Origin of the sequence: Desulfocapsa sulfexigens DSM 10523, assembly GCF_000341395.1 — a bacterium.
Taxonomy (GTDB): Bacteria; Desulfobacterota; Desulfobulbia; order Desulfobulbales; family Desulfocapsaceae; genus Desulfocapsa; species Desulfocapsa sulfexigens.
In genome coordinates, this window is sequence record NC_020304.1 from 3,069,032 (window position 1) to 3,087,705 (window position 18,674).

The window sequence follows — 18,674 nt, forward strand, 5'->3', positions numbered from 1 at the left end:
GCCTTGATTAAAGAAGAGAAGTCTGCTACTGGACACCACAGTTAAATGATTAAAGCGAAGTTTATGGGTTGGTTAACCTAACATTGGGATGGAAGGCTATGCGCCACATTTTGAACACAGGACAGACCCATTGTTACAGCGACGTGGGAGAGCAAATCAATTGCCATTTCAGCGGACAAGATGCTGATTTGCGGATCGGTGTGTCTTGGCCGACTGTTCGTTATAAACTGCAAAAAGAGGTCGTAATTGACCGTCTCACCGGTCTTGCCTGGACCAGAAATGCCAATATCGGCACCTTTCCCTGCACCTGGCAAGAGTCGTTTGAAAAGATAAGAAAATTAAACCAAGAATATTACGGAGGCTACAGTGACTGGCGACTGCCAAATCGCAATGAGCTGCGCAGCCTGGTGAGCTACCAAACTAAAAAACCGTCCTTGCCAGACGGGAACCCCTTTCTCAATGTTTTTCTGGGGTGGTACTGGTCCTCGACCACGGCAGTGATTAACCCGGCCTATGCCTGGTCCCTCCACCTCGAAGGAGCGCGTATGTTTTATGGCCGGAAAAACCAGTATCAGCTTTTTTGGCCTGTGCGTGGGCAATCTGCAGTTTTACCTGCGACAGGCCAGAAGAAATGCTATGATGAATCAGGACATACAATAGACTGCCTGGATACCGGCCAGGATGGAGAACTGCTGCTGGGAAACGACTGGCCACGACCCCGGTTTACAGTAGAATCCGGAGTGATCCATGATCGGTTGACCGGGCTGGGTTGGGCTGCTCATAGTGATATGACTGGTGGCTCTGTCAGCTGGCCTGAGGCCTTTGATGCCGTTCAACAGGCGAACAGGGAAAAGCTGGACGGCTTGTCTTCCTGGCGCCTGCCGAATATCAATGAACTGACTTCACTTGTTGACTGCAGTCGCCATACTCCTGCATTACCGAAAGGCCATCCTGTTCAGGGGATGAAGGATGGTTACTGGTCCTCAACCACCAGTTTTTTTGAGACCGACTGGGCATGGGTCCTGTACTTGAACAAAGGAGCCTGCGGGGTTGGCCATAAACCGGGGAACCACTTTCACGTCTTACCTGTGACAACACTCGCATTCACCTGACATCGTAACAGGCAAACAAAAATTCAAGAGTATTATAACGGAAACCTGTATTCCTGACATACGCTACCCCTTCAGGCTGTCCAAGCCTGTCCTAACCCTGATTCGCGCCTTGGAGGTAGGGGCAGGAACATCCATCATACACCAGATGACAGGCAATGATCCTCTCAGTACCCTGGTGACGGAAGTCGCAGTAGAAGAGTCCATTGCTTACACATTTACTCCCCTTCCTCCGATTATGCCGCCAAACCCGATGATGGCCAGAAGGTGGAATAATATGGCCAAAGAACCAACACGAGCATGGAGAGATGCTCGTCTTTATCGGCCTGTTGACCCATGAGTTTGATTTACTCCGACCCTATTTGCCAGGAAACCAGCCATAAATCGGTTTATGTTGAGTTTAATGAGCAATTAGCTCCATATGTATGAAACGGGAAATTACGCAGAATTATTTACAGGCTAGCAGGGAGTTACCTTTATCTATGAATCTTTCTTCTCGTCGATTCTCTGAAGCCCCTCCATCATCATCCCCATGAATCCACCGATGGGTTGGGCTTTGTCAAGTACGTCGGGAACCCCCCTAGTGTAACTGAAATGACCACTCCTCATCCCAAGAAGTTCATAAATCACATGCTTACCGCGAAACTCCAGGTAACGGGCGTAGACGATTTCTCCCTCTTTAAAAAAAACCATTCCCCGTCCTTTGTCCAGGGCAAGATCCAGGGTTCCTGTTTTCCTGGAAGAGTTAATCAGCTGTAGAAGATCAACCGGTGATACCTCGGAAAGTTCTCCGGTCATTCCCGAGCTAATCTCGCCTGACTTAAGCGCAACTTTCTGTGCCTGGTCCACCAGCAATTTAAATAAGAACATCTGAAGCACAGGGAATTTTTTCAGTATTGCTTTGAAATTCTTAATACTGAGCACTGCCATTTGTGTTGTTTTAACAGAAAAAATAGAGTGCACAAACGGCTCTGTTGAAAGCAGGCTCATTTCACCAAACATTTCCCCTTCTCCAATTTCAGCCAGCTGACTACCATCGTCAGCTTTTCTTTCTACCAGACCCCTTAATATTATGAAAAAATTGGTACCAGGAGTTCCTTTTTTCACGACCACCTTGCCAAAGGGAATACTTTTGAATTCAAGGAGCATTATGAGATCTCTCAGGGAATCATCTTCAAGAGATTTAAATAAATTAAGCGCACGCATAACTCCAAAGTACCTTTCAAGATGCTTTTTTCGACGAATTTCTTCGGCCTCTTCGAGTAATTTCATCTGCAATGTGGCAAAATCCTTATCTCTCTTGTGCTCAAAAAATATTTTTCCAACACAGCCACCGCAATCATATCTGGATTTCTGGACGGATACTTTTGAAAATGCACCGAAATTTTCCTTTTTTGAGGCGACAATGGATGCAATTTTCCCGGCAAGATACAGGCAACCCGGTTTATAGGCTGACATCGTCAAGCCAGAGCTTTCAACTTTGATTTCATCACCCACACTGTAAAATGGGCATGACTCTTCGGCGACTATGATGAATATCGCATCAGAAAATGTATCTTCTTTTTTATCCATTAATTACCTCATTACTTAATGTCTGTCTGGTAATAGCGTTGTACGCCAGATCGTTAAAACGATACAGTATTTAGGGGGGGCAAAAAAAATGTAACAGAAGTAGTTTTTTTGTCCGGTCATTAATAACAATCTGCTGGTTTTAAATAGTTGGTATAAAAAAAGGCAGAATCAAATGAATGACTCTGCCTTAGAAAAAGATGGAATTGTATGTGAGGAACGTATCACTTTTTCTTCTTACGAAGTCTAAAACCTATAAGACCAGCAAAACCTGTTCCCAAAAGAAGCATAGTTGCAGGTTCTGGAACCGGGGCAATGTCATTTTCATACATCAAGTTATCTGTATCTGCTCGAAAGGTCAAATAGTCCCCTACGCCAAAATAGCCCTGATAATTAGCAGCTGTGCTGGTAAAATCAATATTAAGATATCGATACAAATCTCCTACTGGCGCAGCGCCGCCTATTTGTACAGCTCCACTATAAGTAGCGGTAATATCAAAATTTCCAGTAGAGTTCGTTACCGTGAATGGGTAACCTGCCCCTGAATTAGCAGTACCTTCTGTCTCTTTCAAGACGTCAAATACTGCATTGCCTGTTCCGGCATCAATGAAGATACTTTGTATTGTCTTACTAGTATATGGTTCCAGGATACCTAGCACCCAGGATTGAGAATATGAATCCCCTATAGAACCAAGTGTGAAGCCACCTAAATCAGACACTCCTCCAGCCAGGCCACCAGGACTGGACCATGTGAAGTCGGATATGCTATCGTCTCCCCAGGTAACTTTTACGGACATTCCTGCCATCATGTCAAAAGTTGTTGCGTAGGCGTAAACTCCAGCAGTCGTCTGTGCAGGGGAGGGAAGGTAATTAACAGTAAGAGCATTTGCATTACTGCCCCATACCAATAAAAACATTACTGAAAAAACGATTAAAATGTTTTTCATTTAAGACCCTCCATACTGTCCAAGATGAACGACAGTCTGTCAATGACACATCTTTGGTATTCGTTCCTGCGTTTCAATAGGTTCGGCATTTTCTTTTAATGGATACTAATAATATATCATATGATAAACCTATTTGCATAGGTATAAATGCCTATTTTATCGTAAAAGTTTAATTTTACCACTTTGTGGCAGTTTGGTGGTGTGTGTTATGCTAACTGTCAGGGATACGTCCTGGATCTGTCAGTTTTTATCAATCTTCAGTGCAAAAGTGTCTTTAAAGGTTCCTCAAAAAAAAAGAGATATGAGAGAGAAATTGGTTGAGTAATTACATTTTTCCAAAAAGAATTCTTTCTTCTTTGAAACGAATGGTACCTCCTTCCAGAAAAATACGAACTATATGAATACTCATATCGTTGCTGCCAAAATTTTCATAATAGAGAAACATGTTATCGTCGTTGGAATGATTGCAAGAGGACAGGCTACCGCACATAAAATGGAAAAAGGTGTGTCCATGATAGAGATCGGTTGTCCGCATCAATTCAAGTTCGTGGGTATGACCACAAAAGACATATTCAATTTTATGCTTTTGAACAAAGTCAATCAGGACGGAGGAGTTTTTCAGAGGGCACTCATCGGTACCCAAAATGGAATGATGGGTCAAAAGCAGTGGCAGGTCATATTCCAACCGGTTGATTCTCTCTGAAACTACATCCAGAACCTCTTTTTCCACAAAGCCATCATCGCTGTAGAGTTCATTGGAATCAATGTTGATGATCAATACAGACTTTCCATTAATTGAAATGGATTTAATAAAATTTATATCGGTAAAGTTTTCACGAACCTTAGTTATTTCCCGGTTCAAAAAAAGGTGTTTCTTTTGGGTTTGTACTGATTCAGGGATGTGGATGATTTCGGTATTATAAATGTATTTTTGAAAGAGTTCATGGGAACGCATATTTCTTTTGTCATGATTACCGATGGTGGATAAGACGTCTTTGCATTTGATACCAGCCAGGAAAAGCCCTGCTGCAATATATTCATCCTCCAGGCCATCTGTTGTGCTATCTCCAGTGTTGATAACGATATCGGCATTAAAGGAATTTAACTTTTCCAGTAGAATCTGATCATCTCCCTCCCAGTGTCGGGGGCCGAAATGCAGATCAGAAATGTGTAAAATATTCATGTATAATTCCTTTTGGAACTAGAGATTTGCAAAGCATTAGTTGAGTACACGAAACAGGTAAATACAGACTTAGGTACGCTTCGTCGATTCTATCCAAGAAGGAGTCCTCATTCTAAATGAAATATCTGCCAATTAAAAAAAACAATATCAGAAAACTCATATCAAAAATATGTTACCTCTAGCAGTATAAAAAGCTGCAACTGAATACAACTTTCATTGGTCGTTGTGTTATAAAATACAAAAAAAGGCAGGGCCAAATTAATGGCACTGCCTTTGTTTCAATACGAATTTACAAGTATACCTATCTTGTTTTGATATGCTAATTCTTTAAAATTACAATCATTTGATCTAAATAGACAGCCAAGTTAACATGTCTAGTTATTATTCAAAAGCCCTTTGGATTCTTTCTTGGCTTTCTTTGCAGCTTTTTTTTCTTTTGGAGTCATTGCCGGTTTTTTCTTACCTGCTTTAATGCTTTTTTGTTCTTTACTCATGTTTTTTTTACTCCTTAATAATTGAAGGTTGATAATCAAGTCAACCATTACAGTGCTGTCTATCTGCGCTTGGTTGAGGGGTGTTGTTTGTAACTGTATGACACGAAACCTGTGGACTTTTGTAGGTAACCTTATCCTGCCAGGCAACGCATACATGCTTATGATCTTTTTACTCCATCCTCTACCAGCGACTGCTCAATGTCGTTGATCAAATGCATATTTTCGGCCATGATCACAACATTAAAACCGCCAGTAACAGACAACTCCTTGCAGTTAAGGGGGAGTACAGAATTTAATGTACTGCCGTCATAGAGATGGGGTGCAAGACGATCGGCAAGTTCTGGAAATGAACAGGGCGAGGTTGCTGTTTTGATGAACTTCCAGAAAGGAACAGGCGTTGCGCTCAACTGCTCTATGTTGTTCACAACCATACTCACATAAGATGACCCATTAAACCGGGCATTGTTTTCCACTGGAAACACACCGTCTTCACAGACGATATAATCAATTCCTATTACTCCACAATACCCGGATTTAGCCATATCTGTGACGATAAGGTGTGAGGTGTTATGGATATAGTCATAGATATTTGGGTCTAGTTGTTGACCTTTTATATTGCCAACCCAGACTAATCCCTGTTCGCATACCTGATCCAATATGCCAAAGTGATCGATAGATCCATCCCGACCAATCGCCCATTGATCATTAGGAGTTGAAGTGACGTCAAGAAAGGGCTCAATAAGTACCTGGTTTTCACCACTATCGGCAATCTCATGATACAAATCCTCTAAATCCACACCAGTTGTTTTGTATAGGGAATAGGCAGATTCAGCAAGAGTCCCACGAATGATCACGCTTTTGTTGCTCACGAGGTGACGCCTTATAATAGCGATCATTTCGTGGCTGTTTTCTTTGTCTTCTGGATGGAGAGTAAATGTGTCTCCAGCAACAACGGGGATTTCCAGCTGTTGGCATATGGCTTTAAACTTACCTTTGTCGTTGTATTTCTGAGCAACCGCCTGAGAAGTGCCAAAGTGTTCGGCACCAAGGATTTTGGCAGCCTTTTCTTCCAAATATCCACTGAACCATGGTGTGTAGACAGGTTTCTGACCCAAGTGTTCGATAACTTTCAATACTGGTCCGGGATCTTCAATAATAAGCTCAGTGAGGCTTGTATCCGTGGACAAAGCATTATATTCTATGACATGGTTGCTTCCCAGACTACATGAGCGTAACCAGTCATAGTAATCGTGGTCCAAGGAAGTACGCAAAATCACCAAGTCATCTGGACCAGCTGCCGCAACTGCCCTGTCACATTTTGAATGTACTGAAGCATCACGTCTAGGAAACTGAGAGAAACTATCAGCCCCATAGATCACAAGTTCATTGGTATTATCGGAAATGCATTTTCTAAGAGATTTAGAGGCTGTCATCCTGTATTTTTCAGCTGGCCTGGCTAATCAATAATTTCCAGCCATAAATAAATGTTATGAGCAAAGAGTAAATCATGAGAACGTAATACCAACGACCCGACAACTTAGGGGTTTTGATTGGGGCCACGTTCATGGCAGCAAATACAATAAGGATGATATAGAGAGTGATAGAGGCAAAAGGTTGGTCAAGCATACCGATAAATAGAAAGACAAAGGGCAAAATAATCGCATTGTTGTCCATTGCCAGCCCCATGTAGGTTGACTCACCAACCAGGCCAAATACATTGAAATAACTAAGTCGGAGTACCCCGGCTGCTACGATAAGAAAAGCTCCAGGCAGGAACCAGGGGCTGAAGTTCCCGTAACTGAGCAATATAACCGCCGGGCAGATGCCAAAACTGATAATATCAATCAATGAATCGAGTTGTCCCCCGAAATTCCGTTGGTTTTCGTTCCGACCGTTCATGTTACGGGCGATAATGCCATCAGTCCAGTCAAAGAATACTGCCCAGATCAGGCCAATCATAGCGGCAGAAAAGACACCTAGAATCGCATAATACATAGACAGAACTGCGCATAAAAGTCCCACCAAAGAACATATATTTGGAAGATCTTGAGCAAAAGAGAGTATGGAAGGGGAGGGTTCCGATAAATTTGTACCTGACATCATTCTATCTCCAAACCAATAACAGCTTGCAATGCTTCGACCAAACGCAGATTCTCAGGTTGGGTACGGCTCGCTATCCGGAGATATCGCTCAGATTCCGGCATTGTCTTACCCTGACAGTGCTTTATATAAATAGTATGTTCTAGAAAAAGTTTTTTAGTTATTTCTGGACCGGATGCCGCATGGTCAGGTAATCGACAAAAAATATAATTGGCATCAGGATGATAAACTGTCATTCCGGGAATTGCCTTGAGTTGTTTATAAAAGAGGTCGCGATCTGCTTTGACCTTGTTGCAGCTTTCAGTAAATTTCTGTCGATACTGTGGAGCAAGACGGAGGAATTCCTCAGCGAAACCATTAATATTCCAAATGTGAATTTCCTGACGAATTTTTGACGCAAAATCCTGGTTCGCTGTTAGCATGTACCCTATTCTGATGCCGCAGATACCATAGGCCTTACTCATGCTTTTGAAAATTGTTAGATTTGGATATTTCTCAATGTCCTGCTCAAGAGTTTCCTGGTCACCATTTCCTGCAAAATCAATGAAAGATTCATCAACGATGAGCATGCAGTCGTAGGCTGCTAATTTCTCAAGCAAACGGATAATCTCTTTTTTGGGAATCAGCAATGAAGTGGGGTTGTTGGGGCTGACTACCACTGCCAATCCTGCCTTGCACCGGATTGCCTCTGCTGCGAATTTATCAACATCCAGCTGAAAGGAAGGCGCCTCAAGCGGAAACTCAACTACGTTTCCAGCTGGCATGGCATTGGCGTATTCATTGAACGACGGCACCGGTACAATTAATTTACGATTCATCCCAGCTATAATTTTAATAAGCTCTGCAGCTCCGTTGCCAACCACAATACACTCAGGCGGCTGGCCAATCAGGTCGCCTATCAGGCAGGCCAAATCGTGCTGCCCCATTGGGTAGTTTAAAACCAATTGATGTATGTGACTGGTAATATGTGTGAAAAAAGATTCTGGCGGGAAGTAAAGGTTGTATAGGTAGTTGTGATCGATAAAATCATGCCGCCAAAAGCCGCCATGCTGGCTGGTGATATATTCGTAGCGTTCTTTATTTGTCGAGTATTTTTTTGTCATTAATCTCTTTATTGGTGATGGATTACTGAGGTAACGTTGAAACTGAAGTCATTGTTGCGGACATCTCTAAAACCTGATGGTGACGTGGAATTCTTTTGGTTCGAGGAATGGCTGTCCTAAGTTTAAACGCTGAAGAATTAACCGTATCGCTTTGATTGGTTAATGCGTGGCCATTCATAATAGTAGCTGGATGGTGATAGAGGTCACATACTTTTTCAGCTGCTCGTAAATCAGCTATGGTGTCAATTTCATACCAGCGGCTGGCATCAAAGAAAACAGGCGTAAAAGAAAGGCAGCCCTCGTTGACCATATCAGCAAATACGGTCTCATAGTAGCCATTCACCATATTTTGTGAAATTTGGTGATCCAGTCTTTCCTTAACAAGTTGCCAGGTCTCAAATGAAAGGCTGTAAATGTTGACGGTTTTATACTGGTTTTCATTGTGTTTATGGGAACCGCAATAAAATTTTTCAATTTTCCGCTGGTTATTGATTGCTACTGTCGTACCACTCATCCAGGGATGCAAACTCGCGACCGCAATTCGGTCAGGATAAAGCATCCCTTCAAGCATTTTTGGCTCGAAAACAAGATCACTTTCTATAAGTAGGAAGGGTTCATCTATCATTTTCCGTGCAAGCCATAATGAGTAAATGTTGTTGGTTGAGTTGTAGAGGGGGCTGGTAATATAATTAATTTCCATACCTCCGGCATGGGTTCCAAGAAAATCACGGATGCAGTCAGCTTGATGGCCAACAACTATAACCAGACGTTTGAAATTGTGTAGTTGGAGGGAGTGAATCAGCCTCTCAAGAATGGATATTTCATTTACAGAAACAAGGCATTTAGGTGACGTATCGGTCAGAGGAGAAAGGCGACTACCCGTTCCCGCAGCCAATAAAAGCGCAGTACGGACTTGTTCATTCTTGAGACCGGGATTAATAGTCCTGTCCTTCATATATATTACCTTCAATTTTATAACCAGACCATGGCAGTGACAACAACTGACAAAAACACGATGCAGTTTAGGGGATGGAAAACTCTTATTATTTTCTGCCGAATACCTGAAATGAAAAAGTTAAAAGGCACAAAGAACTGGTAGAAAGTGAAACTGGAACAAAGAACAGGTGAAAAGAAATCTTAGAAATGAGGACTGAAAATGGGAGGTATACGAAAAAAGGGATTCAATTAGCGGAAAACTGTATGCCCAATTCGGGAAAATCAGGACCTACAATAGAGCGATAGCGCAGGTAAGTCAAGGATATTCTGTTATTTCTGAAATTTCGAAGCTGCAATATTCGGCTAACTTGCCTAATTTGTGGACATTAAAGGACAAATAAAACCTGTGCTGATTAACGTAACTGACAAAGTACTCCGTATGGAGAAATGGGTTGTAAAAACAAGTCATTGAGAAGATATCAATGACTTGAGCGATTTTCTCGGTCAAATTTCAGGAATAATAGCAAATAGTAGTTCAGGTAATTTGAGACTCTCGGTTAGGAATCCACATTTGACTGGGATCGGTTTGAATATCGCTAGTAAGATTGCCAGGATCACCTACACGAATATGCCAGGGTTCGAAACGAACTCCAAGTTCGTTTTCCTGTCGATAGCGAAGATCTCGAAGATGGATAAAGCCTTGGGAAAAAAGGGTAACAAAAAGGGGTGTTGTTATAAACTCTTTGCGAAAATTGTAGGGTTTGAGTTTGCCATTTTTTAAGCCAATATCAAAATCATGTTGAGCGTGCCATGAATAACCTGGAGGGGCGAGTGACCTGGATGCGGCCGAGAGATTTATAAGATGGAAGCCCTTGTCGAGGACAAATTCTTTTCGTTCATTTCTCTTTAGGATTTCTGGGAGAGATTGATTCTTGAGCATGGCAACATCAGCTTCAATTCTATTCCAGTCTTTTTTTAAATCATAGACATGGGCAAGCTGGGGTGTACCACTTTTAAGATCAAGGATCTTTACTTCACTTTGTCGTGGGACCTGAGTCAACCGGACTGCCTTCCTGAAAAAGAGACGCATCTGTTTTGGTATATTACGGATCCCGGAAGTTACCTGCATGTCTGATTGGGAGATTGAATTGTTACCACTACTCAAGTTGTCACTGACCTGTTTTTTGATCCTGAAATATTTTTCCTGGGCCTCTCCTTTTCGAAGAAAATTACCGTCTGTTAAGATCAGGTTTTTCGGGTTTATCCGGTAATTCTTGTCGTAAATAACTCGTTCACCATAAAAACCATACGCTTTAGCATCGATCGCAAATATCTGATCCATGAACTGTTCTTCAAGTTTTGTGAATGGCAGGGTTCTTTCTGGTTTTCCTCCTAAATGTCTTCCTGTATTTCGCTGTTGTCGTGCTGCATAGGCGACTGTGGGCAAATCAATAAAATTGAAATTGGAGTACCCAACTAGATTCTGTACTTTGCTTAATTTGTTGTAACAAGAATAAATAAGAACCATCTGCTCCGGAGTTGCCCAGACATCACCAGGATAGTTTGTGTCCGGATCTTTAATTTTTCTCAACCCGGACAACATTTTTTTATAAATGGCAGCCCGTTGCTCATCTTCTGATTGACCAAAACAATGTTTGGAATCCAGGAAAAGAGAACTGACCGTTGCCAGGCAGGAAAGTGAAAGAAAGGTTCTTCTATTGAAAGGTTCTGAAGATGTGTGAGAGAGAAATGATAGAATATCCATGATCTATTCTTTTAAGTTCTGTTCGATGCTGACACGTTTTAATAATATATATTATCATTATTGTGGGGTGACGTCAATTTATTGCAATCCTATGAACTGTTTCATAGTATCGGTAATCTCATGGGAAATGTTAATAGAAAGAATTGGGATTTTTTTAACGGATTAAGATTTTAAGAGTAGGAAGGACACTTGTTAACTGGTTGATTAGGGCAGTAAATTTTACAGAGATTGTTATACTGCACTGTTCAACCAATTGAAGACGCGGCAACAGTAAACTGAGCCCCTCTTTTTTTGAACTTTTTTGGAAGGGGTATGTAAGGGGGGCTGGGAAATGAAAAAGGCTTTCAAAGTCCAGTAACCTTGAAAGCCTTTGATATCAATGGTGCCCGAAGCGAGAATCGAACTCGCACAGCTGCAAGAGCCGAGGGATTTTAAGTCCCTTGCGTCTACCAGTTCCGCCATTCGGGCACGTGGTTGTTTGTAACATAGAGCCGATTTGTTTGTCAATTATCAAAAGGTTTGCTAATAGATCATTGATGCATCGTGAACGATTTGTTTCATTTCCCTTACCGCTTGGTCAAGCCCCACAAAAACAGCACGTGCAATAATAGCATGGCCTATGGAGAGTTCCTCGATGGTGTCAAGTGCAGCTATTCGAGCCGTGGTCTGGTAATCGAGCCCGTGTCCCGCATTCACTCTTAGTCCCATCTGGTAGGCTTCTTCAGCTGCAGTTGCGATAAGCTGGTATTCTTTTTCCCGATCGGTTTCGGTGGTGGCATCGCAGTAACGTCCTGTGTGAATTTCCACGTAAGTGGCCCCGATTGAATGGGCTGCTTTTACCTGCTTAACATCAGGATCTATAAAAAGTGAAACCGGAATTCCAGCATTATCCATACGTTTTATTGTTTTGGCCAATTTCTTTTTTTGACCGACAACATCCAAACCGCCTTCAGTCGTGAGTTCTTGACGTTTTTCAGGAACCAGGGTTACCATGTCAGGTTTGAGGGAAATGGCTATCTCAATAATTTCTTTATTTGCGCCCATTTCCAGATTCATTCGGGTTTTTATGGTCTCCCGAAGCAGGCGAACATCACGATCATTGATGTGGCGTCTGTCTTCACGCAAATGAACCACGATTCCGGCTGCACCTGCAAGTTCACATATGGCGGCAGCTGCAACAGGATCCGGCTCTGTTATACCACGAGCATTACGAACGGTTGCAACATGATCGACATTGATTGCTAAATTGGTCATTTGACTACTCCTGGAATTATGTAATTGGGAAATAAGTTTTTTTTCAAGTTCCCACATGGCAAAGGCCTCGTCTTCAGAACGCTCATGGTCGTATCCGAGAAGGTGGAGGAGACCATGTGTGAGAAGCCATGTAAGGCGGTCATGAAGGGAGACATCAAGCTCAACTGCTTCCCTCTGGGCAGTTTCGACTGAGATAATAATGTCGCCAAGTTCTTTTACGGAGGCGACATAGGGGATATCAATTTGATCATTTCCGGAGGAGAAGGGAAAGGAAAGAACATTGGTTGGCCCCTGTTTGTCACGATAATTGCTGTTCAGCCAGCTGATTTCTTCATCATCGACAAACAGAACAGAAACATCATAATCGGAAACACGATTTTGGCGCATAAGCCATGATGCGCGTCGTTGCAGGAGTTTTTCGTTTATCCGAAAAAGTGAGGTGTCATAATTAAAAGTAAAATGGGCGCCCATGATTTACTGTTTATTTGTTTTTTGAATGGGTTTCATAGGCACCAATAATTTTCTGAACAAGAGGGTGCCGTACCACATCCTGTTTTGAGAAATTGCAGAACTGAATCCCTTCAATGTTTTTAAGAATACCCTTGGCATGGATCAATCCGGATTGCTCAGAGCGTGGTAGGTCAACCTGAGTAACATCGCCGGTGATAACGGCTGCTGAGTCAAAACCTATCCGAGTGAGAAACATCTTCATCTGTTCCCGGGTGGTGTTTTGCGCTTCATCGAGAATAATAAAAGCGTCGTTCAAGGTTCTGCCACGCATAAATGCAAGTGGTGCAATCTCAATAATTCCCTGCTCAATGTAATCGGCACTTTTGTCAGGGCCAAGCATATCGCTTAGGGCGTCATAAAGAGGACGTAGATAAGGGTTTACCTTCTGGGCAAGGTCACCAGGAAGAAAACCGAGTTTTTCTCCAGCTTCAACTGCCGGGCGTGTCAGGATGATTGATCGAACCTGTCCCGTGGTCAGTGCTGAGACTGCCATTGCAACAGCAAGATAGGTCTTGCCTGTTCCAGCAGGGCCAATCCCGAAAACAACGTCGTTGTGGCGGATGGCGTCTATGTAATTTTTCTGGTTCTGGGTTTTGGGCGAAATAATACGGTTCTGAGCAGTAATATATACCTTGTCTAAAAATATTTTAGCAAGTTTTGCCTTTGGGCTTGCTTCGAGAACACGCAGGCCAAAGGCAAAGTCGGAAGAATATATTTTGAAATCTTTTTTGAGAAGATCGTAGAACTGTTCGAGGAGGTCGGCTGTAAGGTCAACCTCATGTCCGAGGCCGGTGATATGAACACCATTCCCCCGGACATGAATTTTGACACCGATGTTTTGTTCAACTAACTGGAGATTTTTATTTAATTCTCCATACAGGATGACAGCCAGACTGTTATCCGGAAAGGTGAGATCCCTGCTGGTTTTTTTTTCTGCCATCTTTCAGTCGGCCTTCTGGGCAAGTTCCTCATCGATAAGTTTCTGGAGTTGTTGTATTACGGCTGGTTCTTCCTTACGCTTAAACTTTACACCATTGACAAAAATCGTGGGTGTTCCAGTGACACCAAGTTCCTGAGCGTCCACGAGATCCTCGTTAACCTTCTGTTCAATTGCTTCAGATGCCATATCTTTTTTGAATTTGTCTATATCCAGTTCGAGTTTTTTGGCTATCTGGAGGATAGTCGCCGGGTCAAGCTTTGGGGCGTTATCAAAAAGTTCATCATGAAACTCCCAGAACTTTCCCTGTTCTCCTGCAGCCAGAGCGGCGTAAGCTGCTGGTTTGGCAAATTTATGCATCCTGAGAGGCATGTTCTTCAGTACTATTTTTACTGTGTCCGGGTTATGCTCAAGCACCTGCTCGAGTAGCGGCGCTATCTGGCCGCAATAGGGGCACTCGAAATCAGTAAAAAGAGCAATTGTTACCGGTGCGTTTTCTTTTCCAAGGTAGGGGGATCCAGTGGTATTAACTTTTACCACAAAATCAACTGAAAGATCGGTAAAGCTGTTGTCTTTTTCGTTAACAAGGTAAAGCTTTTCGCCACGTGGTGCTATGTCGATGGCAGAAACACCTTTTTTAACATTGATTATTCCAAGAAGTTCACCTGCTACGGCATAGACTAAAACCTGGTTCTGGTTGGTAAGTATAAAAACTTTCCGACCATCGAGTGAGTACACAATGTCAAGTGGTTTACTCGGGAGTTTCCATGTGTTTTCGACCTCTAGCAGAACCTTTGAGGTTCGCCCGGTTTCAGTAGTAGCAAACACCGGAGAGGTGGAAAGGGAAATCATCAACATGGTACAGGCTGCAATACACTGTTTATAATTCATTCTTTCCTCAAGTTAAGGGTAATTGAAAAGGTCAACTTCAGTAGCCAGTATCTATGGTGCCACATTTGAAGCCGGCTGTCAGATAAAGGGTTGCAAGGGAAAAAACAAAAAGTTTTTCCCAACGCACAAAGATAATAGCCTCTGATAGTTTGTTTGGCAAGCTTCAGGTAAGGCCTTAGTGAACCATTTACTAAAAAAAACACTAAGAAAAGCTGATTTTTTGTTTTATAGTGCGTATCGGTCTTGACTGTATGCTGGATGTGAATTAATTACTAACGGATTGTCAAATTCTTCTTTGATGAATTTTATCAGACCATTCAGTATTGAAATGCGAGGGTGGCGGAATTGGTAGACGCACTGGTCTTAGGAACCAGCGCCTTTGGCATGGGGGTTCGAGTCCCCCCTCTCGCACCATTTCATGTTGAACCGAATCTTGTGATTCAAAACATACTAAAAATACAAAAAGTGTTCTGACTGTAAAATCATAGTCAGGCTAAAATCTTATAAAGGACGGACAGAATGGATGTAGTTGTAGAAGATGTCAGTGCGCTTACAAAGAAAATCACCATTACTCTCCCAAAAGACGGGGTGCAGAAAAAACTTGAAAAAGCCTATGGTAAATTGCAGCGCGAAACGAAAATGAAAGGGTTTCGTCGCGGCAAGGTTCCCCGTACTGTTATAGTTAAACACTATCAGGGGCAGGTACAGGCAGAAGTTGGAGAGAAGCTTGTTCAGGATAGTTATTTTGATGCTATTGAAAAAGAGAAAATTGATCCTGTTGTACATCCCGAAATTACCGATCCTGTTTTTAATGAGGATGGAACATTCACATTTGTTGCAAGTATAGATATCAGGCCGGACTTCGAGCTTGGCGAATATAAGGGAATAGAGGTAGAAAAAGTCTCCAATGTGGTAAGTGATGCTGCAGTTGAGATTGAACTCGAAGAGCTTCGCCGTGATATGGCGCCACTTAAGAGCGTTGAAGACCGTGCCATCGAGAATGGTGATGTTATCGTTGTTGATTTCGAAGGATTCAACAACGGTAAGGCTATGAAAGAGGTCAAAAACGAAAATTATTCAGTTGATGTCGGAGCAGGAAAGTTAAGTCCCGAATTTGAAGAGAAACTTCTCGGCATGAAAAAGGGCGAAGAAGCCAGTCACGAAGTTGAATTTCCTGCTGAATATGTAAATCCTGTGCTGGCTGGGAAAAAGGTTGAGTTTCGGGTCAAGGTTAAAGATGTCAAAGAGCGTGTGCTCCCTGAGTTGGATGATAATTTTGCCAAGGATGTAGATGAAAAGTTCACAAGTCTTGCTGAACTGCAGAGTGATATCCGTGCTAAACTCCAGGCTGAAAAAGACAAGCGTGCAGAGGGTGATACTACTGATAGGGTAATGCTGAAGTTACTCGAAGGCCATGTCTTTGAAGTTCCTGAGCGACTCGTTCGTTTTGAAGTTGAAGAAATGATAAAAAATACCGAAAAGACTCTTGAACAACAGGGTATGAATCTTGAGTCTGCGGGGATTAATCGTGAGGAGCTTGCTGCACAAAGCAAAGAAACGGCTGAGAAGCGTGTGCGCGGCGATTTTATCCTGAAGAAGATCGCAGAAACTGAAGACATCAAAGTAAAAGATGAGGATTTGAACAGGGCTTTTCAACGTATCGGCGATCAATACAATATGGCGGTTGCTCAGGTTAAGGAGTTTTTTCAGAGTCGCGACGATTTGCTCCCTTTCATGAATGAAATTCTCAATGAGAAGATTCTTACTTTTTTGCGTGAGAATGCAAATTTTGTTGATGCGGCACCTGCAGCTAAGGAAGTAGCTGTGGAAGAGGTCAAAACAGAAAGTGCCGACTGATAGCTCAGGAGAAAAAACTGTTTGTGACACGTTTTAATTTATGCGACTGCATCTGCCTCTGAGGCATTTGCAGTCTCTTTTTTTTGAAGGAGAGTAATATGAATCTTGTACCTATGGTTGTTGAGCAGAGTCCTCGTGGTGAGCGTTCCTTTGATATTTATTCAAGGTTACTGAGAGAGCGGATTGTTTTCCTTGGAACTTCTGTCGGAGATGACGTTACCAGCTCCATTGTTGCCCAGCTGCTCTTCCTTGAAGCCGAGGATCCCGATAAAGATATCACCTTTTATATCAATTCACCTGGCGGATCTGTTACTGCAGGACTGGCTATCTATGATACCATGCAATACGTTAAATGTGATATTGCAACCCTCTGTATGGGACAGGCCGCCTCTATGGGGGCGTTGCTCCTTGCTGCAGGTACCGCTGGGAAACGTTATGCCCTCCCAAATTCAAGGATTATGATTCACCAGCCAATGGGCGGGTATCAGGGGCAGGCAAGTGAAATTGATATTCACGCTCAGGAAATTCTCCGGATGCGTGACGACCTGAATAAAATCTTAGCTTATCATACTGGGCATACAGTCAAAAAACTCCAAAAGGACACAGATCGTGATAATTTCATGAGCCCGCTGGAAGCCCAAAAATATGGTATAATTGACGAAGTACTTAGCAAACGAAAGGACAAACCCGAGGACGAGTAATATGGACGATATCGAGAATAAAGAACATCAATGTAACTGTTCCTTCTGTGGAAAAGATCAGGGTGAAGTGGCAAAACTTATCGCCGGTCCTGATGTTTTTATTTGTGACGAGTGTATTGAACTCTGTAATGAAATCGTTCGTGATGAAGAGGCTGCAGAAATATCTGACAATCAGAATGATCTGGTAAAACAGCTGAAGCCCATGGAAATGAAGAAACATCTTGATGACTATGTGATTGGGCAGGATTTTGCAAAGAAAGTTCTCTCTGTTGCGGTACACAACCATTACAAGCGCATAGATGCTCCTGTTTCAGATGATGCGGTAGAACTACAGAAATCTAACATTATTCTTATTGGCCCTACTGGCAGCGGGAAAACACTTGTGGCCCAGACTCTTGCCAGAGTACTGAATGTTCCTTTTTGCATTGCCGATGCAACGACTCTTACTGAAGCTGGTTACGTTGGTGATGATGTTGAAAACATTCTTGTTAATCTTCTTCAGTCTGCTGATCATGATATTGAACGTGCCGAACGTGGTATTATCTATATCGATGAGATTGATAAGATTGCCAGGAAATCAGATAGTGCATCTCTTACCCGTGATGTGTCCGGAGAGGGCGTTCAGCAGGCTCTGCTGAAAATCATTGAAGGTACCGTCGCGTCCATTCCTCCCAAGGGCGGTCGCAAACACCCACAGCAGGAACTTGTGAAGATTGACACCACCAATATACTTTTTATCTGTGGCGGAGCTTTTGTCGGTCTTGATGCCGTTGTCAAAAGAAGAGGTGGTAGGAAGTCCATAGGCTTTGGTGCCAAAGTTGCTAATGATAAGGATCAGAAGATTGGAGAGATTCTTGAGTTGGTGCAACCTGAGGATCTGTTAAAGTTTGGTCTTATTCCAGAATTGGTAGGTCGTTTGCCCGTAATTGCAACCATGCGTGAACTTGAGGAAGAAGATCTTATTCGTATCCTGAAGGAGCCTCGAAATGCTCTTACCAAACAGTATCAACGCCTCTTTGAGCTTGAGAACATCCGTCTTCGTTTCACAGAGGGCGCGCTCTCTGCCATCGCTCAAAAGGCACTGAAACGTAAGTCTGGTGCTCGTGGATTACGTTCTGTGATGGAAGCGGCAATGCTTGATGTTATGTATGATTTGCCATCAAAAGAAAATGTTCAGGAATGCGTTATCAGTGAACAGGTTATCAATGATGGTGACTATCCGGTTATCCTGTATGCAAACCCTTCCGAGGATAAACGCCTTGAAAGTGCAGGTTAAGTGTTTATTTTGTAATATGTGTCGATTGCAGAAGCCGACTCG

16 protein-coding genes and 2 tRNA genes are annotated in these 18,674 nt (G+C 42.7%); 6 read left to right on the forward strand and 12 right to left on the reverse strand.

Translation table 11 applies throughout. The features are described 5' to 3' along the window. Positions 1-98 precede the first annotated feature (98 nt). Complete coding sequence (locus tag UWK_RS13655; RefSeq protein ID WP_015404976.1) at positions 99-1,112, forward strand: Lcl C-terminal domain-containing protein; 1,014 nt, start codon at positions 99-101, stop codon at positions 1,110-1,112. 145 nt (positions 1,113-1,257) lie between these two features. Further along, positions 1,258-1,449 carry a hypothetical protein gene (locus UWK_RS13660; protein ID WP_041916431.1) on the forward strand — a complete coding sequence of 64 codons (192 nt, stop codon included), beginning with the start codon at positions 1,258-1,260 and terminating at the stop codon, positions 1,447-1,449. A gap of 140 nt (positions 1,450-1,589) precedes the next feature. Here the strand turns inward: UWK_RS13660 and UWK_RS13665 are convergent, their stop codons facing one another. The 12 genes from UWK_RS13665 to UWK_RS13725 form a co-directional block, all read right to left on the reverse strand. Beyond that, positions 1,590-2,681: a DUF4388 domain-containing protein gene (locus tag UWK_RS13665; protein WP_015404977.1), complete on the reverse strand. Its 1,092-nt coding sequence runs from the start codon at positions 2,679-2,681 to the stop codon at positions 1,590-1,592. 221 nt (positions 2,682-2,902) lie between these two features. After that, the gene (locus UWK_RS13670; protein ID WP_015404978.1) at positions 2,903-3,625 is read right to left on the reverse strand and encodes a PEP-CTERM sorting domain-containing protein; all 723 of its coding nucleotides are present in this window, start codon (positions 3,623-3,625) and stop codon (positions 2,903-2,905) included. A gap of 325 nt (positions 3,626-3,950) precedes the next feature. Beyond that, on the reverse strand, positions 3,951-4,808 hold the full coding sequence (locus UWK_RS13675) for a metallophosphoesterase family protein (protein WP_015404979.1): 858 nt from the start codon (positions 4,806-4,808) through the stop codon (positions 3,951-3,953). Positions 4,809-5,460: 652 nt separating this feature from the next. Further along, entirely contained in the window at positions 5,461-6,735 is a 1,275-nt protein-coding gene (locus UWK_RS13685) for a carbamoyl-phosphate synthase large subunit family protein (RefSeq protein ID WP_015404981.1), read from the reverse strand. Between the two features lie 10 nt (positions 6,736-6,745). After that, the gene (locus UWK_RS13690) at positions 6,746-7,405 is read right to left on the reverse strand and encodes a CDP-alcohol phosphatidyltransferase family protein (RefSeq protein WP_015404982.1); all 660 of its coding nucleotides are present in this window, start codon (positions 7,403-7,405) and stop codon (positions 6,746-6,748) included. After that, positions 7,402-8,505 (reverse strand): pyridoxal phosphate-dependent aminotransferase, encoded by a 1,104-nt coding sequence (locus tag UWK_RS13695; protein WP_015404983.1) that lies wholly within the window; start codon positions 8,503-8,505, stop codon positions 7,402-7,404. The genes UWK_RS13690 and UWK_RS13695 overlap by 4 nt, the downstream gene beginning before the upstream one ends. A 22-nt stretch (positions 8,506-8,527) precedes the next feature. After that, positions 8,528-9,460, reverse strand: coding sequence for a phosphocholine cytidylyltransferase family protein (locus UWK_RS13700; protein ID WP_015404984.1), 933 nt, complete (start codon positions 9,458-9,460; stop codon positions 8,528-8,530). A gap of 516 nt (positions 9,461-9,976) precedes the next feature. Continuing rightward, positions 9,977-11,206, reverse strand: a complete 1,230-nt coding sequence (locus tag UWK_RS13705; RefSeq protein WP_015404985.1) for a M15 family metallopeptidase domain-containing protein — start codon at positions 11,204-11,206, stop codon at positions 9,977-9,979. A 380-nt stretch (positions 11,207-11,586) separates the two neighbouring features. Continuing rightward, positions 11,587-11,674: transfer RNA gene (locus tag UWK_RS13710), tRNA-Leu, on the reverse strand. 54 nt (positions 11,675-11,728) lie between these two features. Then, a complete protein-coding gene (locus UWK_RS19100) occupies positions 11,729-12,931 on the reverse strand; it encodes a pyridoxine 5'-phosphate synthase (RefSeq protein WP_015404986.1) in 1,203 nt (400 codons plus the stop codon). 10 nt (positions 12,932-12,941) lie between these two features. Then, entirely contained in the window at positions 12,942-13,910 is a 969-nt protein-coding gene (locus UWK_RS13720; protein WP_015404987.1) for a PhoH family protein, read from the reverse strand. A gap of 3 nt (positions 13,911-13,913) precedes the next feature. Continuing rightward, entirely contained in the window at positions 13,914-14,798 is an 885-nt protein-coding gene (locus UWK_RS13725; RefSeq protein WP_015404988.1) for a thioredoxin domain-containing protein, read from the reverse strand. A gap of 330 nt (positions 14,799-15,128) precedes the next feature. Here UWK_RS13725 and UWK_RS13730 point away from each other — a divergent pair. The 4 genes from UWK_RS13730 to clpX all read left to right on the forward strand — a co-directional run bounded on the left by UWK_RS13730 (position 15,129) and on the right by clpX (position 18,632). After that, positions 15,129-15,212, forward strand: a tRNA-Leu gene (locus UWK_RS13730). A gap of 105 nt (positions 15,213-15,317) precedes the next feature. Continuing rightward, entirely contained in the window at positions 15,318-16,655 is a 1,338-nt protein-coding gene (gene tig, locus UWK_RS13735) for a trigger factor (RefSeq protein WP_015404989.1), read from the forward strand. 98 nt (positions 16,656-16,753) lie between these two features. After that, a complete protein-coding gene (gene clpP, locus UWK_RS13740; protein ID WP_015404990.1) occupies positions 16,754-17,356 on the forward strand; it encodes an ATP-dependent Clp endopeptidase proteolytic subunit ClpP in 603 nt (200 codons plus the stop codon). 1 nt (position 17,357) lies between these two features. Continuing rightward, positions 17,358-18,632 carry an ATP-dependent Clp protease ATP-binding subunit ClpX gene (clpX, locus tag UWK_RS13745; protein ID WP_015404991.1) on the forward strand — a complete coding sequence of 425 codons (1,275 nt, stop codon included), beginning with the start codon at positions 17,358-17,360 and terminating at the stop codon, positions 18,630-18,632. Positions 18,633-18,674: the final 42 nt, after the last annotated feature.